Source organism: Haloarcula salina (assembly GCF_010119195.1).
GTDB lineage: Archaea > Halobacteriota > Halobacteria > Halobacteriales > Haloarculaceae > Haloarcula > Haloarcula salina.
Window position 1 is genome coordinate 677740 of the sequence record NZ_WRXL01000001.1, and the last position, 24670, is coordinate 702409.

Annotated in this window: 23 protein-coding genes and 1 tRNA gene; 14 read left to right on the forward strand and 10 right to left on the reverse strand. The window is 61.9% G+C overall.

Annotated elements, in window-relative coordinates; genetic code table 11:
* Positions 1-126: 126 nt before the first annotated feature.
* From GM656_RS03550 to GM656_RS03570, 5 genes are all read right to left on the reverse strand, one after another.
* Positions 127-357 (reverse strand): substrate-binding domain-containing protein, encoded by a 231-nt coding sequence (locus GM656_RS03550; protein WP_162412266.1) that lies wholly within the window; start codon positions 355-357, stop codon positions 127-129.
* An 88-nt stretch (positions 358-445) separates the two neighbouring features.
* On the reverse strand, positions 446-1324 hold the full coding sequence (locus GM656_RS03555; RefSeq protein ID WP_162412267.1) for a mechanosensitive ion channel family protein: 879 nt from the start codon (positions 1322-1324) through the stop codon (positions 446-448).
* Between the two features lie 195 nt (positions 1325-1519).
* A complete protein-coding gene (locus GM656_RS03560; RefSeq protein ID WP_162412548.1) occupies positions 1520-2773 on the reverse strand; it encodes an MgtC/SapB family protein in 1254 nt (417 codons plus the stop codon).
* Positions 2774-2805: 32 nt separating this feature from the next.
* Positions 2806-3219, reverse strand: a complete 414-nt coding sequence (locus GM656_RS03565; protein ID WP_162412268.1) for a hypothetical protein — start codon at positions 3217-3219, stop codon at positions 2806-2808.
* Between the two features lie 296 nt (positions 3220-3515).
* Positions 3516-3588, reverse strand: a tRNA-Pro gene (locus GM656_RS03570).
* 97 nt (positions 3589-3685) lie between these two features.
* Here GM656_RS03570 and GM656_RS03575 point away from each other — a divergent pair.
* From GM656_RS03575 to GM656_RS03605, 7 genes are all read left to right on the forward strand, one after another.
* On the forward strand, positions 3686-4147 hold the full coding sequence (locus GM656_RS03575) for an NUDIX domain-containing protein (RefSeq protein WP_162412269.1): 462 nt from the start codon (positions 3686-3688) through the stop codon (positions 4145-4147).
* Positions 4148-4270: 123 nt separating this feature from the next.
* Positions 4271-5443 carry an NAD-dependent epimerase/dehydratase family protein gene (locus GM656_RS03580; RefSeq protein ID WP_162412270.1) on the forward strand — a complete coding sequence of 391 codons (1173 nt, stop codon included), beginning with the start codon at positions 4271-4273 and terminating at the stop codon, positions 5441-5443.
* Positions 5444-5446: 3 nt separating this feature from the next.
* Positions 5447-6382 (forward strand): NAD-dependent epimerase/dehydratase family protein, encoded by a 936-nt coding sequence (locus GM656_RS03585; RefSeq protein ID WP_162412271.1) that lies wholly within the window; start codon positions 5447-5449, stop codon positions 6380-6382.
* Positions 6375-7361: an NAD-dependent epimerase/dehydratase family protein gene (locus GM656_RS03590; RefSeq protein ID WP_162412272.1), complete on the forward strand. Its 987-nt coding sequence runs from the start codon at positions 6375-6377 to the stop codon at positions 7359-7361. The genes GM656_RS03585 and GM656_RS03590 overlap by 8 nt, the downstream gene beginning before the upstream one ends.
* A gap of 77 nt (positions 7362-7438) precedes the next feature.
* Entirely contained in the window at positions 7439-9841 is a 2403-nt protein-coding gene (locus GM656_RS03595) for an STT3 domain-containing protein (RefSeq protein ID WP_162412273.1), read from the forward strand.
* Entirely contained in the window at positions 9838-10311 is a 474-nt protein-coding gene (locus GM656_RS03600; RefSeq protein WP_162412274.1) for a hypothetical protein, read from the forward strand. The genes GM656_RS03595 and GM656_RS03600 overlap by 4 nt, the downstream gene beginning before the upstream one ends.
* Positions 10304-10798: a hypothetical protein gene (locus GM656_RS03605; protein WP_162412275.1), complete on the forward strand. Its 495-nt coding sequence runs from the start codon at positions 10304-10306 to the stop codon at positions 10796-10798. The genes GM656_RS03600 and GM656_RS03605 overlap by 8 nt, the downstream gene beginning before the upstream one ends.
* Before the next feature lie 70 nt (positions 10799-10868).
* Here GM656_RS03605 and GM656_RS03610 read toward each other — a convergent pair whose 3' ends face one another.
* Positions 10869-11012 carry a hypothetical protein gene (locus GM656_RS03610; RefSeq protein WP_162412276.1) on the reverse strand — a complete coding sequence of 48 codons (144 nt, stop codon included), beginning with the start codon at positions 11010-11012 and terminating at the stop codon, positions 10869-10871.
* Between the two features lie 38 nt (positions 11013-11050).
* Between GM656_RS03610 and GM656_RS03615 the strand changes: the two genes are divergently transcribed.
* Complete coding sequence (locus GM656_RS03615; RefSeq protein ID WP_174242927.1) at positions 11051-12364, forward strand: RNA-guided endonuclease InsQ/TnpB family protein; 1314 nt, start codon at positions 11051-11053, stop codon at positions 12362-12364.
* Positions 12365-12418: 54 nt separating this feature from the next.
* Here GM656_RS03615 and aglM read toward each other — a convergent pair whose 3' ends face one another.
* The gene (aglM, locus tag GM656_RS03620; protein ID WP_162412277.1) at positions 12419-13720 is read right to left on the reverse strand and encodes a UDP-glucose 6-dehydrogenase AglM; all 1302 of its coding nucleotides are present in this window, start codon (positions 13718-13720) and stop codon (positions 12419-12421) included.
* 87 nt (positions 13721-13807) lie between these two features.
* Between aglM and aglF the strand changes: the two genes are divergently transcribed.
* Positions 13808-14569 carry a UTP--glucose-1-phosphate uridylyltransferase AglF gene (gene aglF / locus GM656_RS03625; RefSeq protein ID WP_162412278.1) on the forward strand — a complete coding sequence of 254 codons (762 nt, stop codon included), beginning with the start codon at positions 13808-13810 and terminating at the stop codon, positions 14567-14569.
* Positions 14570-14735: 166 nt separating this feature from the next.
* Positions 14736-16157 carry a sugar transferase gene (locus GM656_RS03630; RefSeq protein ID WP_162412279.1) on the forward strand — a complete coding sequence of 474 codons (1422 nt, stop codon included), beginning with the start codon at positions 14736-14738 and terminating at the stop codon, positions 16155-16157.
* Positions 16158-16176: 19 nt separating this feature from the next.
* On the opposite strand, the gene GM656_RS03635 is transcribed toward GM656_RS03630, so the two are convergent.
* The gene (locus tag GM656_RS03635; protein ID WP_162412280.1) at positions 16177-17436 is read right to left on the reverse strand and encodes an O-antigen ligase family protein; all 1260 of its coding nucleotides are present in this window, start codon (positions 17434-17436) and stop codon (positions 16177-16179) included.
* A 4-nt stretch (positions 17437-17440) separates the two neighbouring features.
* A complete protein-coding gene (locus GM656_RS03640; protein ID WP_162412281.1) occupies positions 17441-18241 on the reverse strand; it encodes a glycosyltransferase family 2 protein in 801 nt (266 codons plus the stop codon).
* Between the two features lie 165 nt (positions 18242-18406).
* Between GM656_RS03640 and GM656_RS03645 the strand changes: the two genes are divergently transcribed.
* The 4 genes from GM656_RS03645 to GM656_RS03660 all read left to right on the forward strand — a co-directional run bounded on the left by GM656_RS03645 (position 18407) and on the right by GM656_RS03660 (position 23427).
* A complete protein-coding gene (locus tag GM656_RS03645; RefSeq protein WP_162412282.1) occupies positions 18407-19468 on the forward strand; it encodes a GDP-mannose 4,6-dehydratase in 1062 nt (353 codons plus the stop codon).
* Positions 19465-20433: a GDP-L-fucose synthase family protein gene (locus tag GM656_RS03650; protein WP_162412283.1), complete on the forward strand. Its 969-nt coding sequence runs from the start codon at positions 19465-19467 to the stop codon at positions 20431-20433. Before GM656_RS03645 ends, GM656_RS03650 begins: the two co-directional genes overlap by 4 nt.
* A 100-nt stretch (positions 20434-20533) precedes the next feature.
* Positions 20534-22333: an ABC transporter ATP-binding protein gene (locus tag GM656_RS03655; protein WP_162412284.1), complete on the forward strand. Its 1800-nt coding sequence runs from the start codon at positions 20534-20536 to the stop codon at positions 22331-22333.
* A gap of 155 nt (positions 22334-22488) precedes the next feature.
* A complete protein-coding gene (locus tag GM656_RS03660; protein ID WP_162412285.1) occupies positions 22489-23427 on the forward strand; it encodes a UDP-glucuronic acid decarboxylase family protein in 939 nt (312 codons plus the stop codon).
* A 328-nt stretch (positions 23428-23755) separates the two neighbouring features.
* Here the strand turns inward: GM656_RS03660 and GM656_RS03665 are convergent, their stop codons facing one another.
* Positions 23756-24664: a glycosyltransferase family A protein gene (locus GM656_RS03665; protein ID WP_162412286.1), complete on the reverse strand. Its 909-nt coding sequence runs from the start codon at positions 24662-24664 to the stop codon at positions 23756-23758.
* Between the last annotated feature and the right edge of the window lie 6 nt (positions 24665-24670).

Consider the following 24670-nt stretch of genomic DNA (forward strand, 5'->3'; position numbering starts at 1 on the left):
AGGTGCTGACGGTCGAACAACTGCCCTTCGTCCGGGAATCTGGGTACGCGCCGCCCTCGTAGGTCGGCCATGCGCCAAACTGCTCGGGGTAGAGCGCTTTCGCGGCCATCTCAAGTTGGACGAGGTTCATGATGGGGCCGCCGAATCGAACGGCGAGGGGTGGATTCGTCCGTTTTCGACAGCCGTGATCTCACTTGCTACTGGATCCGCTTGGAGTTCGGACTTGATCTCGGTCCAGTTCGCTCCAGAGGTCATCCCATCCGTCCGGAGAATGACATCTGGGTCGGGTTCGGCTAGCGTTTCGAGGGCAATCTGGCTGTCAATCCCCACGTCGCCGAACACATCCTCCGCACGCATCGCCCGTGTGTGCGCCTGATAGAATACATCACTTGACCGTGGATCCAAGACGCCCAGGTTCGTTCGCTCAGGCTTGATGGGAAGTTGTTCAATCGCTGGTTGCTTGCGTGATGTCGCTGGCGTTGGTGAGTTTGATGCCGCCGGAGAGTTCGGTGTTGGGGTAGGGCATGTCGATGTCCTCGGCGTCGAATCGTTCCTTCACGGCTTCGACGAACTGGGAACGGATAGCTCCGTAGCTGCTCGCGGTCGGGTCAATCCAGACCCGACCTTGAAGCACGACAGCCGAATCCCCCAGTTCCGTGACAGGGGCGGAGGGTTCGGGATCTTCGAGCACCCCCTCGATGTCTGTGCCCTCCTCGGTGATTGCGTCCCGTGCCTGTTCGATATCATCGTCGTAGCCGATCCCAAAGCCAACGGACACGCGTCGCTGGTCGTTCGCTACATTATTGATCACCGCCGCGTTGGCGAGATCGCTATTTGGGACGGTCACCAACTGGTTATCGAAGGTGTCCAGCTTGGTTACCCGCAGTTGGATTTCCCGGACCACCCCGCCGTTCCCATTCCATTCGACCCAGTCGCCAGTCTTGAAGGGTTCATCCTGGATGATGAACACGCCGGCGACAAAGTTGGCGATGAGGTCTTGGGCGGCGAAGCCCACAGCGAGGGCGAGGGCACCAGCGAGGGTGGCGAAGGCAGCAAGGACGACGCCGAACCCGGCAATGGTAGCGGCGAGTGCGACTGCCACCACGGCGGTAATCACGATGGTAGTGCTGACGGCCAGCCCGACGAGCGCGTCATCGAAGTCCCGTCGTGTGAGGCCGGCTTCCACCACCTGGGTGATGAAGTATTTCCCGAGGAGATAGATGACGATGAACACCACGATGAACAGCACCACCGTCGTAATCGCACTGATCAGTGGTGGGACATACTGCTGGGGGTCAAGTACACCTTGTTGAAGTGGTAACATACCACTTGACACGTAATTTCGGTGGCCTATTAGTCCTTTGTCACCTCGCTACCGGCCGATATAGTGGTAGACATACGTATTAGACATAGATTATTTTGTGAATATCAGAATTGTATTAGAATCTGGCTGCTGAATTTCGAGGATGTTTACAGCACAGTCGTGTGAGGATTTGTCTCCAGCGCTCGATCGTAATGGCTAGATTGCGAGGAGAAGGAGACCACTCACGACAACGAGGCCGAGTACGATGGTGACACGTCGTCCGAGGCGGTCAGTGCCCAAGAGCCACGCCAACGCCGCCTTGACGATCGTGTTTGCGATGGCCGCGATGACGATTCCCGTGGTTGCCACTTCCGTCGAAATTGTACCCTCGGCTGCGAGTTTACTCAACGTAATAGTCATCGCATCTACGTCTGCCAACCCAGAGAGGAACGCCGTGGCATACACACCTGATGTGCCGAGCCATTCGTGTGCGTATTCAGAGATGAGCAGTACGACCGCGAAGATCGTACCGAAGAGGAGTGCTGGCCGAAGTCGAAAGGGGTTATTCAGTTCGTTGGGTTCGATTGTCTCGTCGGTTGTCGTCCGCCAGTACAGCGTTCCAGCAGCAACGACTCCCACGAGAGTCATCGCTCCCAGTGGGACGGCTGCACTAAGGAATAGATCCGGGTTGATGACCGCAACTTCGATGAGCGCTCGCGGGAACATCACGATGGACGCAGTGACGACCGCAAAGGCGCAGACGTGATACAGTCGCTCATTCTGCACTGTCTTCTCTGCCATCGAAACCGTGGTCGCTGTCGAGGAGACGAATCCGCCGATGATTCCGGTTACCGCGATGCTCCGTTCCGGGCTGAGGAATTGCGCGAGCACGTAGGCGACGAACCCGAGTCCGGTGACGAACGCCACCATCAACCAAATAAATCGAGGATTGAGCCCATAGAGAACGTCGAGTGAGTGGTTTGGAAGCGCCGGTAGAACGACGAGGACAACGACGATGAATTTCACGGAAGCGCGGCGTTCAGTTTCTTCGATCTGGTCGGCGAACTCGTGGATCGGATCCTTGACCGAAAGGAGCACCGTGATGACACCGCCGACGATGATCGCGACAACCGCGCCGGTGTCCGAATGCATCGCCGTCGCTCCCAGTAGTGCAGTGAGAAGTGCAGCTATCAGCGTCGTCAGACCGATATCCTGTTCGTACCAGATTTTCCCGGCGTATGCGACGGTAAGCGGGACGACGAGTACACCGATGGCGAGAGAAATACTCGTCGGGAAAAATGCCGCGACAAGCGCTCCATAGAGTGCAAACAGGGGGAAGGTACGACTCCCGGCGAACGTCCCACCAGACTCGCTTTGCTCTCGTTCTAACCCGATCAGAGCGCCGAGTCCAACACCGACGAAGAGATGGAAGAGAACCTCAACGAACGGGTCGGTTACAGGATCGACCATCACGTAGGGCTTCAGCAAACGTCACCGTCAAACTACGGGACGACGAAATTGCGTACTTGCACCCGCATCAACTGGGCCACCCTTACTGAATACGTGCTCTGTATCTTGCAAGCTGGTTTGAACATCACAGGTTTCACCTGTGGTGTTTTCAAACGTTCTACACTCCTGGGTTGCGACTCCATCCATAGATGGAGCAATCGCCACAGAGAAATGGTTAGTTCGACAAACTGGCCGGCTTCGCGCCCCTTGAAGCACCACGAACCGTGCGCCGTCGGCGAGGGCCCGAACAGGCCGGCCGCGACGGCGTCGAAGTGGTCGTCCTCGTTGGCGGCCGCGGCGCGCGTGTCGATCAATAGCGTCTCGACGGCCGTCCCGATCGCCTTCGACTGGGCGAGCGCATCGGCCTTACTCGTCGGCATCCCCTGAGTGAGCAGCCCCGACGCCACGCTTTTTGCCCCGGCGTCGGACGGCCCCAGTGTCCTGTGTCCGACCCAATCCAGTGCCCGATTTGTGGATGGACCGGGGAACAGTCAGACATTGAACGTCCACAGAACAACCCGCTCTGCCCTGCGTGCGGCGAGACTGTGGTGGTCGAGTAGTATCGCGTAGTTCCGTCGCGCCCCCGTCACACCGTCCCCCGCCGTCGGTCAGCGACTCGCCACTGTCGGCCCGGGCGCGGCGTGATTTACAAACTCACTACGGACTCCTCGCTACCGCTCGTCGTTGCGAAGTGGAGTGAAAATGGGCCGGCGCGAATTCGAATCGCGGTTACGGCCACCCGAAGGCCGAAGGATACCAGGCTACCCCACCGGCCCGTGCGATAGCAACAGGACAGAGAACGCGGTTAGTTTTAACGGTTGCGAAACGGCCGGAAGCGGAGCGGTTTCCCGTCCCCCCGCCGACACACAGTTCATGAGGGTCCACGACGAGTTCATCCCGCCGGAGACGTTCGCGACCTGTCTCGACAACATGCCCCAGCCCTGCGTCGACCTCGTGGTCGAGTACGAGGGCGGCATCTTGCTGACGCGACGCCAGAAGGAACCGGCGAAAGGCGAGTGGTTCTGGCCGGGCAGTCGGCTGTTCAAGGGCGAGCGACTGGAAGACGCGGCACATCGAATCGCGCGCGAGGAACTGGGGCTCGACCCCGTGGCGGTCGAGCGACTCGGCGTCAGCGAGCACTTCTGGGAGGCGTCGGCCGTCGACGGCGTCGACACCCGCCACACGATCCCCGTCGTCTACCGAGTCGAACCCGAGGGCGACCAGTCCGTCACGCTGGACGAGCAACACGACGCGACCCAGGTCGTCACGGCCCCGCCCGAGGGGGCGAACCGGTACGTCACGGAGTACTTCGAGCGGTTCGACATCGGCGAGTAGCGGACGAGAATCTCGTTTTTGGACGGCCCGGTGTTCGATACCGCAGAGTCACTGCTAGAGATCTCACAGGCCGTTGACCAGAAGATTGATTACGGACTGCAGTTACTCACTATCTGAGTAACTATGACCATCCTCATCACAGGCGGCGACGGCTACGTCGGGTGGCCGGCCGCCCTGCGCATCGCTGACCGAACGGACGACCGCGTGCTGCTCGTCGACAACTTCGCGCGACGGGAGTGGGTCGAGGAGGTCGGCGCGACGAGCGCGACGCCGGTCGCGAGCATCGACGCGCGGCTGGAGGCGGCCCGCGAGGTCCACGGCCTGACGAACCTCTCGTTCGTCGAGGGCGACCTGGTCGAGAAGTCCTTCGTCGACGAACTGCTGTCGGTCCACGAGCCCGACGTGGTCGTCCACACCGCCGCCCAGCCCTCTGCGCCGTACTCCCAGATCAACGGCGAGCGGGCCAACTACACCCAGCACAACAACCTCCAGGCGACGCGGAACCTCCTGTGGGGCCTCGAAGAGCACGACCTCACGGACACCCACTTCGTCGAGACGACGACGACGGGCGTCTACGGCGCACCGGAGTTCCCCATCCCCGAGGGCGGCGCGACGATGGAGAACCAGGGCGAGCGCGACGACGTGCCGTTCCCGGCGATGGCCGGCAGCTGGTACCACCTCACGAAGTCTCACGACGCGGCCAACATGCGACTGGCCCACAAGCAGTTCGACATCCCGGTCTCGGACGTGCGCACGGCCATCGTCTACGGGACGGAGACCGAGGAGACCCGCGCCGACGACCGCCTCAAGACCCGCTTCGACTTCGACTACTACTTCGGGACCGTCACGCACCGGTTCTGCGCGCAGGCCGTCGCGGGCTACCCCGTCACCGTCTACGGCAAGGGCGAACAGCGCAAGCCGTTCATCTCCCTGGAAGACACCGTCGAGGGGCTAGCCGAGGTCGCGCTGGCCGACCCCGACGACCGACCGGACGGGCTGACGGTCTACAACCAGGTCACGCGGGCCATCAGCATCGTCGAGATCGCGGAGACCATCGCCGACGTGGGGAGCGAGTTCGACCTCGACGTCGCCGTCGAGCACTTCGAGAACCCCCGCGACGAAGACGAGACCCACAAGATGGAGATCGAGAACGACCGCTACGCGGACCTCATCGGAGAGCAGTCCCAGTCCTTCGAGGACGGCGTCCACGACATCTTCGAGACGCTGACGCGCTACGGCGACACCATCGAGGCCCACGAGGACCGCTTCCTGCCGGGCGTTCTCAGCGAGGACTGAGCCGTGGACGTTCTGGTCACCGGTGCCTGTGGCTACATCGGCAGCGCGCTGGTCCCGCTGCTGCGCGCGGACGACCGCGTCGACAGCGTCGTCGTCTTCGACGACCTCTCGACCGGGTCGCCGCGCGCGCTGCTCGGAACCCTCGGCGACGGCCTCGAATTCCGCCGTGGCGACGTGCGCGAGTACGGCGACGTGGAGAGCGCCATGCGCGGCGTCGACCGCGTCATTCACCTCGCCGCCATCACGGGCGCGTCGAGCACCCACGACCGCCGCGAGGAGACGTTCGCCATCAACTACGACGGGACGGAGAACGTCCTGACGGCGGCGGGCAAGCTCGGCGTCGACCACGTCGTCTTCGCCTCGTCGTGTAACGTCTACGGCCGCGCGACCAGCACCGACATCGACGAGACGGTCGACCCGGATCCGATCAACCCCTACGCGGAGACGAAACTGGAGTCAGAGACGCTGCTGTCCGAGTACTGCGACGAGTTCGACATGACCGGGACGGCGCTCCGGATGGCCACGAACTTCGGCCACTCGCCGGGCATCCGCTTCAATCTCGTCGTGAACTACTTCGTCTTCCGCGCGCTGACAGGTCGGCCGCTGACGGTGTACGGCGACGGATCGAACTGGCGACCGTTCGTCCACGTCCGCGACGCCGCCCGCGCCTACGCCGAGGCGATTTGTGATCCCGCGGCGTGGGACGAGCCCGTCTACAACGTCGGCTCGGCGGCCGGGAACTACCAGATCGCAGATATCGCCGAGGTCGTCGCCGAGGAGGTCGCGCCGGTCGACGTGACCTACCTCGAAGACGAGCACCCCGGCCCGTCCTACCACGTCAGCTTCGACCGCCTCGGCGACACCGGATTCGAGACCGAGTGGACGCTCCGCGAGGGCATCCGCGACCTCGCAGACAGATTCACCGCAACCAATGACTGAGACTCACGACTCTCCGCACGTCGCCGTCACCGGCGCAGCGGGCTACATCGGCAGCCGCGTCGTCTCCGAGCTACAGCAGGCCCACCCCGACTGGGAGATCACCGCCTTCGACAACTTCTACCGCGGAACGGTCCAGTCCATCGGCGACGTGGACGTCGACCACGTCGACCTCCGGAACCGCGACCGCCTCGAAGCGACCCTGTCGGGCGCGGACGTGGTGATGCACCTCGCCGCCATCTCCGGCGTCGACGACTGCGAGGAGAAGCAGGACCTGGCCTACGAGGTGAACGTCCAGGGCACGGAGCACGTCGCCTGGTTCTGTCGCAAGACCGGCGCGGCGATGATCTTCCCGTTCTCGATGGCCGTCATCGGCGACCCGCGGGAGTTCCCCATCACGGTCGATCACCCGCGCGACCCGCTGAACTGGTACGGGCGGACGAAGCTGCTCAACGAGCGAGCCATCGAAACGTACGCCGACGGCGCGTTCCCGGCCCACCAGTTCATGATCTCGAACCTCTACGGCGGCCACGAGGTCGGCGGCCAGTCGGTCTCGAAGGGGACCGTCATCAACTTCTTCGTTCGCCGCGCGCTCGCCGGCGAGACGCTGACCGTCTACGAGCCCGGCACGCAGTCGCGGAACTTCATCCACGTCAAGGACGTTGCCCGCGCCTACGTCGACAGCTGCGAGCGCCTGCTGGAGCAACTCGACGCGGGCGAGACCGGCGTCGAGAAGTACGAGATCGCGAGCGACGAGGACCCGAGCGTCCACACCGTGGCCGAGCTGGTCAGGGACGTCGCCGCCGAGGTCGCCGACATCGACGCCGACGTCGAACTCGTGGAGAACCCCCGGGGCGACGACGAGACGCTCGTCGACTCCTTCCCCGTCGACACCAGTCGCGCGGCGGACGTGCTCGGCTGGGAGGCGGTCCACGACGTTGAGTCGGCCGTGCGGGACGCGTTCGCCGAGGAAGCGGAGTAGCCTCTCGAGATTCGCCGACGATTGCGGCGAGAACCGCTCTCGATGGATTTATTCTCCCGTCCGGAAAGAGTCGATACATGAGCGACAAGCCCGGGGCGCTGGAAACGCTCGAAGACCGCCCCGAGCTCGAATCCGCCGTGCGGGAGATTCTCCCTGTCGACGACGAACAGGACGGCTGGACGTTCGACGACGTGCCGGTCGACTCCGGGCGGTTCGGGGAACTCGTCTCGGCGGGCATCGTCGAGAAAGACGACGACCGGTACCGACTCGCCGACCCCGAAGCCGTTCGGGCAGTCCTGGACGGCGACGCGTCGGCCGAAACCGTCGGGAGAGACCGCGACGGCGAATCGATCCTCAACGGGGTCAGTCTCGATATCGACACGCGCACCGCGGCCCTGGTCGCGGGCGTTCTCGCTGTCGTCGTCCTCGCTCGCACGTACGTGATCGGGTCGATCTACCGCGGCGGCGACATCGTGCTGTCGGGGAACGACCCGTACTACTACCGATACCACGTCGAGCAAGTCGCGGCGGAGGCGAGCCACGCCGCCGACGTGGGCGCGCTGTCGGTCCTGCCGGAAGGGCTGACGAAAGGCGAGCCCCTCATGGTCGCGACGCTCTGGTGGGTCGCCAGCCTGTTCGGCGGCAGCGAGGTCGCGATCGGCCACGTCCTCGCGTGGTACCCCGTCGTCTCCGCGCTCGTCTCCGCAGTACTCCTCTACCTGCTCGCGCTCCGGGTGACGAACGACCGCCGGGTCGGGCTCGCGTCCGTCCTCTTTCTGGCGATCATCCCCGGCCACGCGTTCCGGACGAGCCTCGGCTTCGCGGACCACCACGCCTTCGACTACCCGTGGCTGGGCCTCACCGCGCTCTCGCTCGCAGTGATACTCACTGCGGCCGTAGATCGGGACGCGCTCCGCGAACCACTGCCGTGGCTCGGCGCGGGCGCGCTCGGTGTGGGCGTCGCCGGGCAGGTCCTCGCCTGGGAGGCCGGCCCTCTCTTGCTGCTCCCCATCGGACTCGCCGTGCTGGGACAGACGCTGCTCGACATCGACGCGAGGCGGTCGTCGATGCGCACGACCGGGCCGGTGCTCGCGGGCGTCGGCCTCGGTGCGGCGGTGATTGGACTCGTCCACCTCGCCGCCGGCTGGCAGGCGACCCCCGTCGTCGTCGCACCAGCACTGCTCGCGGGTGGAATCGTCGCCGCGATCGCGGCCGAAGAAGTCCTGCGGCGGGCGGGCGGAACCGCCAGACAGTTGGCGGCGGTCGACGTCGTCGCCGGCGTTCTCGCGGTCGCGGCTTTCCGGTTCGGGCTCCCTCAGCAGTGGGCGGCGTTCAGCGGCCGGTTCGGGACGCTGCTTCGCTCCGGCGGCGTGGCGGAGACCTACGGGCTGTTCAGTTCCGACGCGTTCGGTTTCCTGTTCCTGCTCGGGCTAACGCTCCCGCTGGCGCTCCCCGCGATGGCCTGGAGCCTCAAGCTGGCGCGGGACGGACACCGGGGCTGGCTCGTCGTCGGCAGCTACGGCTGGCTCCTGTTCGGGCTGGCCGTACTGCAGGTCCGCTTCGTCGGCGAACTGGCGGTGTTCCTCGCGCTGTTCGCCGGCTACACGTTCGTCTGGGTCGCAGCGTGGGTCGACATCGCACGCCCCGTGACAGACGGGGCCACAGAGCGACTGGCCGTGCGCGCCCCGGACGCCAGGACCGTCGCCTCGCTCGTCGTGTTGTTCCTGCTGTTCGGGTCGCTAGGAATCGTTCAGGTCCCGATCAAGACGAGTCAGGTGACCATCAGCGACGGCGCGTACGGGGCGGCGAGTACGATCGCGGACGACGCCACGGAACGCCAGCTCGACTATCCGGAGGACTACGTCCTCAGTCGGTGGGGGCGCAACCGCATGTACAACTACTTCGTCAACGGAGAGTCGGAGAGCTACGGGTACGCCGAGGTGAACTACGGCGAGTTCCTCTCCTCGCGGTCGCCGAGAGACGCCTACAACGGCGTAATTGACGGCGACGTGGGCTACGTCGTTCTGGGGGACCTCGACGTCGGCGATCGGACCACGATGTACAGCCGGCTCTACGAATCGTACGGAAGCCGGCGCGGAAACGTCTCTGGGCTGGAACACTATCAAGCCCTCTACGTCAGCGATTCGGGGCGGCACAAGGCCTTCACAGTCGTCCCCGGGGCGACGATACGGGGAACGGCCGCGCCGAATACGACTGTCACGGTGGCGACGAACCGGACTGTCTCGGGAACGTCCTTCGAGTACGTTCGGCAGACTGAGGCCAACGCCACCGGAACGTTCGCCGTGACCGTCGCCAACCCCGGCACGTACACGATCACCACGGCGGGCCAGGGTGAACGAAGGAGCGTCGACGTGTCGCAGGCGGCCGTCTACGAGGGGGGCACTGTCGGGATTGGCGAGAGCGCACAGCGGCGGGACGCGGAGCAGCCAGCGAGGACGACGGCGGGGGCGAACCCGTGAGGGCGCGGTATCGCGCGCTCGTCGCTCTCGTCTTGCTCGCCGGACTCGGTGGGCTCGCGGTCCACGCGGACGTGACCGGAGACGACCGCTGGCCGTACCCGGGCCCCGAAGCTCTGGAGTCGGACTACGACCGATACGTCGACCAGCGGACGTTCGTCACCGGATCCGTCGCCGCCGTCGACGGGACGGAGATGACGGTCGAAGCCGACACCCCCAATTCCGTGCTCCGCCTCCGCGTCACCGGAGTGGCCGCCCCGGTCGAACCGGGCGGGGTCGTCCAGGTGTACGGAACGATCAGGCCCGATCGAACGATCGCCGCCGAACGCGTGGAAGTCGTGAACAGCAGTTTCGGGGCCGAGCTGTACAAGTACGGCGCGTCGGCCGTCGGCGCGCTCGGATTCCTGATGCTATTCTTCCGGTATTGGCGTCCCGATACCGATACCTGGACCCTGGAGGCGAGAGATGGCTGATCTGCTCACCCATCTCCTTGTCCCGTACGTGCTCCTCACGATCGCGAGCTGGCGAGTCGACTGGCTCGACCGGACGTGGGTCGTCGTCGGGATGGGCGGGGCCGCCATCCCCGACATGGTCAAGCTGAACATCGTCCTCGACTCGAACGCCGTCGAAGCCGCGCTCGGCATCCCGTTCACGTACGCGCCGCTGTCGTCGCTCGGCGGCGTCCTGCTGATCGGCGGCGTCATTACGATGGCGTTCGACCGACGACACTGGTCGCGCGTGTTCGGCCTCGTGACGTTCGGGGGGCTGACCTCGCTCGTCCTCGACGGGATGCGGGTGTACGCCGACGGACGGGCGAGCGCGTACCTCTACCCGTTCACGAACTGGCGGCCACCGACGCCGAGCCTCTACGTCTCCTCGGACCCGCGAGTGCTCGTCGTGGCGCTCCTGATTGCCGGAGCGGTGGCGCTCCTCGACCGGCGACAACGAAGTGCCGTCTGACGGATAGCTAGCGGAAGCCTCGCCCTTCAGGGCGGGGTTCAAGCGACAGCACACCGCCGCAAGCCCGATGCTACGACTTGTCTGGATGTTCCACGGTTTCAAGCCCCCTCTCTATGATTTCTTGGTAGGCTTCTTCGAGTCCCATATCCTGCTGTTCGGCGTAGTCTTTCACCCGCCCGTTCAGCGTGTGCGAGATGTTGATGTTCGGTCGCATCGTCTGTGTCCAAAAGACATATAGACATACAGTTATAAATGTCCACCGTCGTGAGGCGAACCAACACCTTCGTGGTACGTCCGCTATCCGACGCCGACGAGCGGCTACTGCTGAACCTGTTGGACGCCTCTGCCAGCCTGTGGAACGAGTTAAACTACGAGCGTCGCCAGCAATTCTTCGACGGTGAGAGCGTGTGGGACACTGCTGACTACCGCAAACAGTACGTCGGCGTTCTCGGCTCCGCCACCGCACAGCAAGTCATACGGAAGAACAAATCGGCGTGGCGGTCGTTTTTCGCCGCCCGCGAGAACGGCGATGACACCGCCCCACCCGGCTACTGGGGCAACGAGGAGGATGGTCGCGAGCTACGCACGTTCATCCGAAACGACCTGTACACGCTGGAAACTGGTGAGCGGTCACGAATCGAGATACCAGTCGGCCAAACCCTGAAAGACGAGTACGGGCTGGGCTATCACGACCGCTTGCGGCTGGAAGTCTGCGGCGCTCCGAAATGGGGGGGCGAACAGGGCCGCTTGGAGATACAGTACGACGAGATGGACGACACGTTCAGAGCCTTTCAGCCTGTCACCGTACCCGATTCTCGGCAGGATTCACCACTGGCCTCTGAAGAGGCCGCGCTGGACGTGGGCGCAAACAATCTTGTCGCCTGTACCACCACGACCGGCCAGCAGTACCTCTACGAAGGCCGGGACCTGTTCACCCGCTTCCGCGAGACGACCGAGGAAATCGCCCGCTTGCAGTCAAAACTCCGAGAGGGTCGATACAGCAGTCAGCGGATACGGCGGCTGTATCGCAAACGGACGCGACGGCGCGACCACGCACAGGACGCGCTGGTTCGGAACCTGACCGAACGACTGTACGCCGAGGGTGTCGCTACGGTGTTTGTGGGCAACCTCACGGATGTTCTCTCAGCCCATTGGTGCGCCGAGGTGAACGAGAAAACGCACCATTTCTGGGCGTTCCGGGCGTTCATCGACCGATTGGCGTGTACTGCTGAGGAGTATGGAATCTCTGTCGAAGTTCGGTCGGAGGCCGACACAACCCGGACGTGCCCGGAGTGCGGTGAACAGGACAACACCGACCGGGACGGCGACGTGTTCCGGTGTCCATGCGGTCACGAAGCCCATGCCGACCTCTGTGCGTCTCGCACGTTCCTCGAACAGCAGGCTGGCGAACTCGAAGTCGGGTCGATGGCTCGGCCCGTGCGTCTCAAGTGGGACGGCCACTGTTGGTCGGAGCTATCAGGCTCTCCCGAGAGGGAAAGTCCCAACGAGGAGCGCACAAACCGGAGTACCGGCGACGGGAAATTTGCCTCCGTGGGTACGGCATAGCCAACATCCCCACCGGAGGAATCCTCGCGCTTTAGCGCGGTGAGGAAGTCAAGCTTACCAGGTCAGCCCCTCGTAGGTGATCCCGTCGCGAGGCTCGACGACGCGACGGCCGTCGACGACCACCGGCTCGGTCATCGCGTCGAACTCGGCGTCGAGCGCCGCGAACTCGTCCCAGTCTGTGACGACGACAGCTCCGGACGCGCCGTCTAGCGCCGTCGCGGCGGAGTCCGCGTACTCGATGTCGGGGTAGCGCTCGCGCATGTTCTCGGTCGCGACGGGATCGTACGCGACGATTTCGGCCCCCCGCTCGCGGAGGCCCTCGATGACCGGGACGGCCCGCGTGTTCCGGATGTCGTCCGTCCCGGGCTTGAACGCGAGGCCGAGGACGGCGACGCGCTTCCCGGTCACGTCGACGTGGTCGTCGAGCAGCGAGAGCAGGCGTTCGGGCTGGGCGTCGTTCAGTTCGACGGCCGCCGAGAGGACCGCGGGGTCGTACCCCAGGTCGCGCGCCGCGGCGATGATGGCGTCGGTATCCTTCGGGAAGCAGCTGCCGCCCCAGCCGACGCCGCTGCGGAGGAACCGCTCGCCGATGCGGTCGTCGAGACCGATGGCGTCGGCCACTTCGTAAGCGTCGACGCAGAGTTCCTTGCAGATGTTCCCGATGTCGTTGATGAGGCTGACCTTGGCCGCGAGGAACGTGTTGTTCGCGTACTTGATCATCTCCGCCTCCGGGATGCCGGTTTCGACGACCGGCACGTCGCCGGCGGCGGCTTCACGGAGCGGCTCGTAGAGTTCGTGTAAGAGCGCCGTCGCGCGCTCGTCGTCCGTCCCGAAGACGAGCTTGTCGGGGTTCAGGAAGTCCTCGACGGCGGTCCCCTCGCGCTGGAACTCTGGGTTCGAGGCGACGAGGAAGTCCTCGCCGCGCTCCAGTCCGGCCTCCGCGATTCGGGCGGCCAGTCGGTCCTCTGTCGTGTTCGGGACGACCGTCGACTTGGTGACGACGAGGTGCGGGCCGTCGTCGTCACCGCCGGCCAGCGCCTCGCCGACCGACGACGCCCCGGCCTCCATGAACTGCAGGTCGATGCTGCCGTCGTCGTTCGACGGCGTCGGGAGCGCGAGCATCGTCAGGTCCGTCTCCCGAATCACGTCGTAGTCCGTCGTCGCCCGCAGGCGCTCGCCGCCGTGCTCGGCGACCAGTTCGTCAAGTCCCGGTTCGTGGATCGGCGCGTCGCCGTCGTTGATCGCGTCGACGATGTCCTCGTCGATGTCTACCGTCGTCACCTCGTGTCCGAGGTCGGCGAGACAGGCCGCGACAGTCGTGCCGACATATCCGCTGCCGACGATGCTGACGTTCATCGGGCGGGGGTAGTCGATGGGCGGATATTATAATTCGGGTCCTATATTCGACAAGAGTTTTACCGGCCGGCGGACGAGTGGTCTGATATGAAAGCTGTCGTGCTCGCGGCCGGCGAGGGGACGCGTCTCCGCCCCCTGACCGAGGACAAGCCCAAAGGGATGGTAGAGGTCGCAGGCAAGCCGATCTTGACCCACTGTTTCGAACAGTTGATCGAGCTAGGCGCCGACGAACTCCTGGTAGTCGTCGGCTACAAGAAGCAAGTCATCATCAACCACTACGAAGACGAGTTCGAGGGCGTCCCGATCACCTACACGCACCAGCGCGAACAGAACGGACTGGCCCACGCGCTGTTGACCGTGGAGGAGCACGTCGACGACGACTTCATGCTGATGCTCGGCGACAACATCTTCGAGGCGAACCTCCAGGACGTGGTCAACCGCCAGCAGGAGGACCGCGCCGACGCCGCCTTCCTCGTCGAGGAAGTCCCGTGGGACGAGGCGAGCCGCTACGGCGTCTGTGACACCAACAAGTACGGCGAGATCACCGAAGTGGTCGAGAAGCCCGACGACCCGCCGTCGAACCTCGTGATGACCGGCTTCTACACGTTCACGCCGGCCATCTTCCACGCCTGCCACCTCGTCCAGCCGTCGAACCGCGGCGAGTACGAGATCAGCGACGCCATCGACCTCCTCTTGCAGTCGGGCCGGACTATCGATGCCATCCGGATGGACGGCTGGCGAAACGATATTGGCTATCCCGAGGACCGCGACGAAGCCGAACGGCGGTTGCAGGGCGAAGTCGACCCCGAGATGGCCGCCGACGCCATCGAAGCGACCGACGGCGAGTGACGCAGTTCAGCGGGTGCCAGGACACCGGCCCGGAGGCCGTATTCGACTTCCGGTAGGTGCGCCGCTCGTTCGGACGTGTGCGTATCGGCCACCTGTCCGCCCGAACGTCTGACGGCGTTAGCGTTCCTCACAGAGTTTTTATACGGCAGCGACATTCCCACAGGTAATGCAGTCTGGGTGGCGATACCGGCTAGCTGCAATCTTCGGAGCGGCAGTCTTCGTCACGTCCGCGGTGGCCGTCGCCAACATGCCGCCGATCCAAGCGCTCGTGACGACCGTTCCGCCGCTGCAGAACCTTCGACCGGAGACGCTGTCACATCGTGACCTCGTCGACCAGACGGCGGTCACCGTCCTCGTCACGCTCGGCGTACTGTGGCCGCTGTTTAAACCTCGTCCGCGCCGGATTCTCGATACGATATCGCTCACCCACAAGCGGGTGTTCCTCACGGCGGCCGTCCTCGCGACCATCGGCTATTTCGACTGGTCGTCGCGGCTCCCGCGGCCGACTCTCATCGCGACGATCGCCCTGCTCGCGGTCGTCCTTCCCGTGTGGTTCGTCAGCATTCGTCAGCGTCCGCGGTCCTCTACCCGAGCGATAATCGTCGGTGACGACACCGAGATCATGCGGACACTCTACGAGAGCGCCGATCTCCCCATCCTGGGTATCGTCTCGCCGCCGGGCGCGTACCCCGGCCGACCCCGGCAGCGACTCACCGACGGGGGGATGACCATCGAGCGACCGGAGGACCTGCCGCGGCTCGGCGGGCTCTCCCGACTCGACGAGGTGCTCGTCGAACACGACGTCGACACCGTGTTGCTCGCGTTCGAACACCCCGATCGAGAGGAGTTCTTCGGGACGCTCTCGGCCTGTTTCGAACACGGCGTCGCGGCGAAGGTCCATCGCGAACACGCGGATAGCGTGCTCGTGACGGACGCAGCCGGCGGCGATCTGGTCGACACGCACCTCGAACCGTGGGACTGGCAGGACTACGTCGTCAAGCGACTGTTCGACATCTCGTTTGCAGGTCTGGCACTGCTGTGTCTGCTCCCGATCATCGTCGGAATCGCGGCGGGCATCAAGCTCGACTCGTCCGGGCCGATCCTGTACAGCCAGACCCGGACGGCCGCCTTCGGGGAGACGTTCACCATCTACAAGTTCAGGAGCATGGTGACGGACGCCGAAGCCCGAACCGGGGCGAAACTGAGCGAGGAGGACGCGGGCAAGACGGACCCGCGGGTGACCCGCATCGGCCGAGTGCTCCGACGGACGCACCTCGACGAGATCCCGCAGTTGTGGTCGATCCTCGTCGGCGACATGAGCGTCGTCGGGCCACGGCCTGAACGCCCCGAACTCGACGCCGACATCGAAACAGACGTCGACGAGTGGCGGAGCCGGTGGTTCGTGAAACCTGGGTTGACCGGACTCGCACAGATCAACGGCGTGACCGGCCACCAGCCGGAGCAGAAGATCCGGTACGACATCGAGTACATCCGTGAGCAATCGTTCTGGTTCGACATGAAAATCGTCGTGCGCCAGATCTACGGCGTCGGCCTGGACGTCGTCGTGTTGCTCGACCCCCGGGAGTGAGCGAACGCAGCGGCGGCCATCACTGCGCCTCTCGGACCGGAATCCAGTCGGAGTGCGCCGACGCCACGAGCAGGAGGACGAGCAGGAACATGATCCGCGGCACCCGCGCGTAGGCCCCGCCGATGCCGGCACAGAGGAGGCCGACGAGCCAGCCCGCACCCGCTGCGCCCAGTACGTACGACCCGCGATAGCGGTTCCGGACGAACGTGCGAACGAGCGCGAGATAGAAGCCGGCGAGGATTACCACGCCGACGATACCAACGTCCACCAGTATCTGGGAGTAGAACACGTCGAGGTAGCCGACCGTTTCCGGGGACGCGAACCAGCCGTACCCGAAGATGGGCTGGTCCTTCCACAGGTCAATCGCCCGTAGCGCCAGGTCGTATCTGGAGTAGATCGCTCCGGTCCCTTTCCCCGTGAGAACGATCGTCCCGCCTTCGAACGTCACGGTCGGGAGGAACCGCTGGAATATCGTCGCGTTGAGGACCGACGCGAGACCGAGTCCCGCGAGCAAGCCGCACCCGGCGACGCCCGCGACGAGCGGCTTCGAGAGATGTCGATAGGAGAGCGCCGAACCGACGACGATACCCGAAAGAAGCGTTATCAGACCGGATCGGGACCCGCTCATGACGACGCCCACGGCGACCAAGAGGCCGCCTGCGAGGAGCCAAACGGCCCGCCGCCGCTGAAACGAGAACGAACAGGCACCGGCGAGGACGCTCATGATCGCGACGAGTGCGAGAAACACGGCGAGGCCGTTCGGGTTCTGCCAGAACACGGTCGGTTGCCCGTACGTGGACAGGAATGGCAGAACGGTGATACGGTCGTATCCGGTCAAAAGCGGCGTGATACTGATCGCGACGACCGCCTGAAGCGTCCCCCCCACGAGTACCGTCCAGACGACGGGGTTCCAGTCCACCCGCTCCGCGTACTGCTGAGCGAGCAGGAAGAACACGGCGATTTCGAACCACTTGAGCGTCCAGAGCGTGTTCGGAAGCATCGAGACTTCGGAGCGGATCGTGGCCACGACGACGGTGACGACGATCCAGGCCCCGGCGACGAGGAACCAGGCCATCGGCCGGGGCAACGAAAGGTCGATTTCCCAGTCGTCTCGCCGCTGGCGCTCCTCGACGAACAGCACGAAGATCAAAAGCAGTGCGAAGTCCGAGCTGTTGATCGAGGCGAATTTCGAACCGACTCCGGGGAGCGGTATCTGGATCGAGAAGAGGATAGCCAGCGCGAAGAGGACGAACAGCCACGTATCACGGTTCAACGACATGTAGTTAGAGATGCGCCAGGGCTTCTGGACGGCCGTCCGTGAGGTGATACAGGCCCTGTAGCCCCATCGCCGCCCCGCTGAGAATCGGTTTCGGGAGGAGAGTTTCGATAGCTGACGTCGGGTAGTCCGCTTCGAGCCGGGCGATCTCTCGCCGTCGTTCTGCGGGGGGCTCTCCAGTAGTCTTCGCCGCTTCGTGAAGTCGCCGGGCCCCGAAGAAGACTGGGACGTGGGTCAAGGTGAAATCGGTCTCCAGCAGTCGCCAGAAGAGGTCGGTATCCATCGCGTAGTCGTAATCCTCGTCGACGCCGCCGAGAGCGTCCATGACCTCGCGTTTGAAGAAACTGCTGTGGTTGCCGGTGAACTGATACCAGTACTTGTGAACGAACTTCGAGGGCTTCGTGTTGTACTTCTTGCCGATTTCGTTCCCGTCGGCGTCGACGAACACGAAATCGCCGTAGATGAAGTCGCTCCGCGGGTTCGCCTCCCGGGCCTGGGCGAACGATTCGATGGCCCCAAGCAGGAGGTAATCGTCGGAGTTGATCCAGCAGAGCCACTCGCCGGTCGCCATCTCGATGCCCTTGTTGACCGCGTCGGATTGCCCCTCGTCCGGTTCCGAGACCCATCGGAGATTGTACTGGTCCTCGTACTCTTCCAGCAGTTCGACCGAACCGTCGGTCGAGCCGCCGTCGACGACGACGTGTTCGACTGGTGGGCCGGACTGTTCGAGGACGGAGACGAGCGTGTCTTCCAGGAACTCCGCCTGGTTGTAGGACGGCGTTACGACAGTGACGAGTGGAGATGACATCGTTCCATATTCGGAGAGAGTCGTTCGTTGGCCGACGCGCGAGACGGACGGTAGTGGCGCGTTGAAACGGTGTTATCGCCGTGAATAGATAGTGGTTGCGCAATCGCTCACCGATGGAAGGCTAACCAGAAGATACAAACAGTGAAATCGTGTTCCAACGGATAGATGAATATCGAATCCGCGTTCGCCGAGCGCCCAGTGTTTGTCACTGGAGCTGATGGATTTGTCGGATCACATTTGACCGAGCGACTCGTCGACATCGGAGCGAACGTTCACGTGTTCGTCCGGGCGACGTCGAGCGGAGAGCTCCGGAACATCCGACACCTTCGGGACGAAGTTACGGTCCACCGCGGCGACCTCCGAGATAAGCACTCGGTTTCGAACGCACTGAGTGCGCTCTCCGAGTACAGCGACAGCATCGTCTTCCACCTCGCCGCACAGGCCCACGTCGGAGAGTCCTGGGATCGGCCGTACGAGACCATCGACACGAACGTGACCGGGACACTGAACCTCCTCCAGAGTATCGTCGACCTGGACCTGGACATCGCGAAGTTCGACACCGCAGGGACCTCGGAGGAGTACGGGAACGTCGACAGCCAAGTCGCCGACAAACACGACTACCACGAGGAGGGACAGGTCATCCTCAACGAGCGCTCACCGGTCAATCCGAAGTCGATCTACGCGACCTCGAAACTGGCCGCCGACTTCCTGACGATGAACTTCTACGACGCCTACGGCGTTCCCGGCGTCACGACGCGGATGTTCAACAACTACGGTCCGCGACAGAATCCCCGATACATCACGGGGACCATCATCACGCAGGCCCTCGAACGCGACATCGTTGAACTCGGGAACCTCCAGCCGAAACGCGACATGTGTTACGTCACGGACGGCGTCCGCGGACACATGTACGTAGCTCTAGACGGGAATCCCGGCGAAGAGTACGTCTACGGCTACGGCGAGAACATCTCGATGCGCGAGTGGACGGAGACGATCCTCGAGGTCGGAACGGAAGAGGGGTACTGGAACGATCCCGAAATCGTGCAGGCCGATGACCGCTATCGGCCGGGCGATAGCGACGTGGAAGAGCTCCTCGTCGGGTACGAGAAACTCCACGAGGAAACCGGCTGGGAGCCGGAAGTCGAGTGGCGAGACGGGATCCGGGCGACCATCGAGTGGTACGCCAAGAACAAGCCGTCGTGGTATGGACGAGTCGACTGGCAATGAACGGAGCCGAGGGCTTCTGGGACGGCCGAACCGTGATGGTAACCGGCGGCGCGGGCTTCCTCGGCAGCCACCTCGTCGAGGACCTCCGGACGCGGTCGGACGACGTAGAGATATTCGTCCCCCGGAGTCGAGAGTACGATCTCCGGGGGAAATCGGACATCCGACGGGCGTTCGAGGATTCGGGAGCAGATACAGTGATCCACCTCGCGGCGTCGGTCGGCGGCATCGGCGCGAACCGCGACAATCCGGGACGGTACTTCTACGACAACGCGATCATGGGCGTCGAACTCATCGAACAGGCCCGTCAGTTCGGCGTGGACAAGTGCACCATCCTCGGGACGATCTGTTCGTACCCGAAACACACGCCGGTCCCGTTCTCTGAGGAAGACCTGTTCGACGGCTACCCCGAAGAGACGAACGCGCCGTACGGCATCGCGAAGAAGGCGCTGCTGACTCAGTCGAAGGCGTATCGGAAGCAGTGGGACTTCGACAGCATCTATCTCCTGCCGGTGAATCTGTACGGACCACGCGACGACTTCGATCTCGAGACGAGTCACGTGATTCCCGCGATCATTCGCAAAGCCATCGAAGCCCGCGAGCGGGGCGACGACGCCATCACCGCGTGGGGGACCGGCGAGCCGACGCGCGAGTTCCTGTACGTCAAAGACGCCGCCGAGGGGATCCTGGACGCGACAGAGCAGTACAACAGGAGCGACCCGGTGAACCTCGGGAGCGGCGACGAGATCAGTATCCGGGACCTGATCGAGACCATCGTCGACCTGACCGGGTTCGACGGCGACGTCGAGTGGGACACGTCGAAACCGGACGGGCAGCCGCGCCGACGGCTCGATACGTCCCGCGCCAGAGAGCGGTTCGGCTGGGAGGCGACGACCGAACTGGAAGACGGACTCCGGCGGACGATCGAGTGGTACGAGGAACAGCGGATCGACGAGGGCGGAGACTGATGGCAGGTGTCACCGTTCGAGAAGAAGTGACTGTGCCCCGACGGGCGGGTGTCAACGAGATCATCCGGTTCCCGTCGTCTGGGCTTCTTAGCAGAGACACATGAGTGAGAAGCTATCACGTCGAGACCGATTCACTGCGTTGCTACGAGCAGGAGGATATCGACCGAAGTTAGCAGTCGTTGCTATCGCTCTGAGCGTCTTTTCAGCCGCCTTCGAGGGAGTCGGACTCGGGTTCATCTTACCGATCATCGAACTCGCGAGAGGGGACATCGACCCCACCGAAGCGAGCGGAATTCTGGGCACCTTCGCAGAGGCCTATCTAGCTCTGGGACTCCCGTTCACGCTGGGGTATCTCATCGTGGGCGTCGCAGCGATACTATCCATTCGATACGTCACGAGTTTCCTCGTAGGGTGGTTACGCGGAGCGATCCGTACGTACTACACCGCATATCTTCAGGAACAGGCGTTCACGCGAGCCACAGTCGCCGAAACCTCGTATTTCGATCAAGAGGGGTCAGACGATATCCTGAACGCCATCGTCACACAGGCGGAGTACGCGGGACAGAGCCTGAACGCGATTATCAGAATCATCCAGGAAACGCTGCTCTCGTTGATGTACTTCTCGATTGCCCTGTACGTCGCCCCTCGTCTTACCCTCGTAACGACGGTCCTGTTCGGAGCGATTAGCTACCTCTTCAACAACGTCCTCGAATCGGGCTACAACCTCGGTGGAAAGGTCGCCGACGCCAACGAACGAATCCAACAGGCGGCACAGGCCGGTACGCAGGGAATTCGCGACGTGAAACTGTTTCGGCTCCGTTCCGAACTGCTGGACTCGTTCACAGGAGCGGTCACTCAGTTTCGGACGGCCTCGGTCAAGTCGGCACGCAACGCGGCAGCCATCCAGAACTTCTATCAGCTCCTCACGGCGATCGCGATATTCGTTCTCATCTACGTGGGACTGACGTACTCCTCGTTGTCGCTGAGTTCGCTCGGCGTATTTCTCTTCGCACTCTTCAGGCTCGGTCCGCGTGTGAGCACGCTCAACCACCTCTTCTACAACCTCGACACGAGGTTGCCACATCTCGTTCGCACACAGGAGTTCATCGACGAACTGGAACGAAACCAAGAAATGCAGGCGGGAGGCTCGTCGGTTCCAGATCGTATCCATTCCGTTCGCTTCGAAGACGTCACCTTCGCCTACGAGGTGGGAGACGAGACAGTTCTCGAAGAGGTGAGTTTCGGGGTCGAACGGGGAGAGTTCGTCGCGTTCGTCGGCCCGTCGGGCGCAGGGAAGTCGACCATCGTCTCGTTGCTCGCCCGACTGTACAGCCCGGACGCGGGACAGATTACGGCGAACGAGACCGACATCTCCGAATTCGATGTCGACGAGTGGCGGTCGAAAGTGGCCGTGGTTCGGCAGGACCCGCATATCTTCAACGAGTCTCTCCGACGGAACCTGACGATCGGGAATCGAGACGCGTCACAGGCCGAGATCGACCGCGCCTGTGAAATCGCCCACGTCTCGGAGTTTTTCGATTCCCTCCCCAACGGATACGAAACCCGACTCGGTGACGACGGCGTCCGACTCTCTGGCGGACAGCGCCAACGTGTGGCACTGGCCCGGGCCTTACTCGTCGATGCCGACGTGCTCGTACTCGACGAAGCGACGAGCGACCTCGACATCGGAATCGAGCGGAACGTCCAGGAAGCGATCGAGTCGATGGATCGGGACTACGCGCTGCTCACCATCGCACACAGACTGTCGACGGTCCGCAACGCGGACCGAATCTACAGTATGGACGACGGCCGAATCACAGAAGTGGGACGGCACGACGAACTCATCGACGCCGACGGGACGTACGCCGAACTCTACTCGTCACAGCGAGAGAACCTATAGAACGGGCGACTTGGGCTTACGTGCTTGCACACCCGTTCCGGGGAGGGGAGATAACACTGGAGCAGTCCGAGAATGTCAGCAGTGGTGAGACTCTGGTATTCAGAATCGGAGAACCGAAGCAATTAATCCCACAAAGATAGTGTGACTGAACTACGATGCCACGGGTACTCGTCACCGGCGGAGCCGGATTTCTGGGCTCACATCTCTGTGAATCTCTCCTCGAAGACGGCTACGAAGTCATCGCCATGGACAACCAGATTAGCGGGCAAGCGGAGAACCTCGAGCCGATCTTCTACCACGACAACTTCACGTACTACGAACACGACGTAACCAACTTCATCCACTCGACAGGTGACCTGGACTGGGTTCTACATCTGGCCAGTCTCGCGTCTCCCGTGTTCTACCAGGAGAACCCCATCAAGACGTTGAAAGTGGGTGCGCTCGGGACACACAAGACGCTCGGACTCGCGAAAGAGAAGAACGCGAAGTACCTCTTTACCTCGACCAGCGAGGTGTACGGCGACCCAGAGGTCAATCCACAGCCCGAGAGTTATCGGGGGAACGTCGACCCCTACGGCCCGCGGTCGTGTTACGACGAATCGAAGCGCTACGGCGAGGCCCTCGTCAGAGCCTACCGCGACAAGCACGACATCGACGTCCGAATCGCGAGGCTGTTCAACACGTACGGTCCCCGAATGCGGCTCGACGACGGCCGTGTAATCCCGACCTTCATGCGACAAGCGCTGCAGGGCGAACCACTGACGGTCCACGGCGAGGGAAAACAGACACGTAGCTTCTGTTACGTCAGTGATCTCATCGACGGACTGCGAGCGCTAATGAAGGCAGAGGTCCAATCGCCCGTCAATATCGGCAATCCAGACGAGTGGTCGATCCGTGAGCTCGCCGAACTAATCATCGACGTGACCGATAGTTCGAGTGAGATCGTATACGAAGAGCGACCGAAACAGGATCCACAGGTCCGGAAACCGGATATTACGAAGGCAAAACGCCATCTCAACTGGACTCCAACGATCACACTACGTGAAGGACTACAGGAGTTGCCGGAGTATTATAAGCGACGAATGCAAGATTAAAGTGAAGACAATTAGGGGTTGACATTTTGTAAGCAGTTTGGATTCAGTGCCTTGTTCGGCTATTTTCGGTTCAGCGTGCTTGGAGTCAAAATCAGTATCTCGGGAGCGTTCTGACCTTGTGGCGACACTTCGCCAATTGAGCGGTATTATAATAATATATTGCTTGGAGTTTAGTCACCGCACTGGTAAAATCCCCCATGTGAAAATAAAGCTGAATATGGAAACAACACCGAATATCTATAATTTCTGGCTGTTGCTTCAGATTGTGAAAGCGGATTTAAACCACAGGTATAATTATATGTTTTAAACTGAATGTTTTGAATGAAATTCAATTCCACCTTCCGGTCTCAACAGAATAAAATTTCTCTCTTCCACATTCAGAAAGTTTATCGCGATCTATAGAGACATTTAGTTTCTCTTCAAGTTCCGGCAACGTATAGGTAAGCGATGGTTGTCTCCGGTCGCGTTCTTTCCAGTCTCTGAATTCATCAGGTACGCTATAGCTTTGTTTTGGTAGCGAGAACAGGTATGCCAACGGCAATATTATGAAATTAACTAATTTATCTTTGGTTTCCAATCTATCATCACAGACTACCATATGTTTGAAGAGGCTTTCAAACGTGATACCCATCTGGAATCGTGAGACAGTTGCTCGAAAAGAACGTTTAAATCCATAAGTTTTCTTTTGCTTTCGATCTGGCTTATCTATCTCTTCAGAAAATGGAGTATGATCTAAATAGATGATGTCGTTGTTATATAACAGGCGGATGGCAAAATCCTCCTCGGCGGCAGCAATCGGGAGATTTCGATGAGGTACTTCATTAAGAAGGAAATCTTTGGATGAGATTTTGATGTTGGCACCATCAATATAGAAGTCTTTTCCAAGCTTCTCGCTTAGTTGTTCATAGATTTTAGCAAAATCAACTATTCCGCACTCATATCGATCGTCTGCATCAACATAAATCAGGACAAATTCGCCATTAGCTTCTCGAATACCGATGTTCCTCATCATACCAAGATTACGGCCAGGATCTTGCTGAACTTCAACTAAGCGAAGGTTATCATGTTTTTCCTGCAACTTCTTGATGATCTTTCTGCTATTATCTGTTGACTCATCAACAACCAATACTTCAAAATCATCATTGACATTATTTAGAATGCTTAATAAAGATTCTTTTATCGTATTCTCCATATTATAATTACATATTGATACTGTGTATTTATATTCTTCACTCATGAGTTT

Bases quoted from the DNA above. Each gene is read 5' to 3' on its own strand.
- GM656_RS03550 (WP_162412266.1), bottom strand. From the start codon at position 357: ATGCGTGCGGAGGATGTGTTCGGCGACGTGGGGATTGACAGCCAGATT.
- GM656_RS03555 (WP_162412267.1), bottom strand. From the start codon at position 1,324: ATGTTACCACTTCAACAAGGTGTACTTGACCCCCAGCAGTATGTCCCA.
- GM656_RS03560 (WP_162412548.1), bottom strand. From the start codon at position 2,773: ATGGTCGATCCTGTAACCGACCCGTTCGTTGAGGTTCTCTTCCATCTC.
- GM656_RS03575 (WP_162412269.1), top strand. From the start codon at position 3,686: ATGAGGGTCCACGACGAGTTCATCCCGCCGGAGACGTTCGCGACCTGT.
- GM656_RS03580 (WP_162412270.1), top strand. From the start codon at position 4,271: ATGACCATCCTCATCACAGGCGGCGACGGCTACGTCGGGTGGCCGGCC.
- GM656_RS03590 (WP_162412272.1), top strand. From the start codon at position 6,375: ATGACTGAGACTCACGACTCTCCGCACGTCGCCGTCACCGGCGCAGCG.
- GM656_RS03595 (WP_162412273.1), top strand. From the start codon at position 7,439: ATGAGCGACAAGCCCGGGGCGCTGGAAACGCTCGAAGACCGCCCCGAG.
- GM656_RS03605 (WP_162412275.1), top strand. From the start codon at position 10,304: ATGGCTGATCTGCTCACCCATCTCCTTGTCCCGTACGTGCTCCTCACG.
- GM656_RS03610 (WP_162412276.1), bottom strand. From the start codon at position 11,012: ATGCGACCGAACATCAACATCTCGCACACGCTGAACGGGCGGGTGAAA.
- GM656_RS03615 (WP_174242927.1), top strand. From the start codon at position 11,051: ATGTCCACCGTCGTGAGGCGAACCAACACCTTCGTGGTACGTCCGCTA.
- aglM (WP_162412277.1), bottom strand. From the start codon at position 13,720: ATGAACGTCAGCATCGTCGGCAGCGGATATGTCGGCACGACTGTCGCG.
- aglF (WP_162412278.1), top strand. From the start codon at position 13,808: ATGAAAGCTGTCGTGCTCGCGGCCGGCGAGGGGACGCGTCTCCGCCCC.
- GM656_RS03630 (WP_162412279.1), top strand. From the start codon at position 14,736: ATGCAGTCTGGGTGGCGATACCGGCTAGCTGCAATCTTCGGAGCGGCA.
- GM656_RS03635 (WP_162412280.1), bottom strand. From the start codon at position 17,436: ATGTCGTTGAACCGTGATACGTGGCTGTTCGTCCTCTTCGCGCTGGCT.
- GM656_RS03640 (WP_162412281.1), bottom strand. From the start codon at position 18,241: ATGTCATCTCCACTCGTCACTGTCGTAACGCCGTCCTACAACCAGGCG.
- GM656_RS03645 (WP_162412282.1), top strand. From the start codon at position 18,407: ATGAATATCGAATCCGCGTTCGCCGAGCGCCCAGTGTTTGTCACTGGA.
- GM656_RS03650 (WP_162412283.1), top strand. From the start codon at position 19,465: ATGAACGGAGCCGAGGGCTTCTGGGACGGCCGAACCGTGATGGTAACC.
- GM656_RS03655 (WP_162412284.1), top strand. From the start codon at position 20,534: ATGAGTGAGAAGCTATCACGTCGAGACCGATTCACTGCGTTGCTACGA.
- GM656_RS03660 (WP_162412285.1), top strand. From the start codon at position 22,489: ATGCCACGGGTACTCGTCACCGGCGGAGCCGGATTTCTGGGCTCACAT.
- GM656_RS03665 (WP_162412286.1), bottom strand. From the start codon at position 24,664: ATGAGTGAAGAATATAAATACACAGTATCAATATGTAATTATAATATG.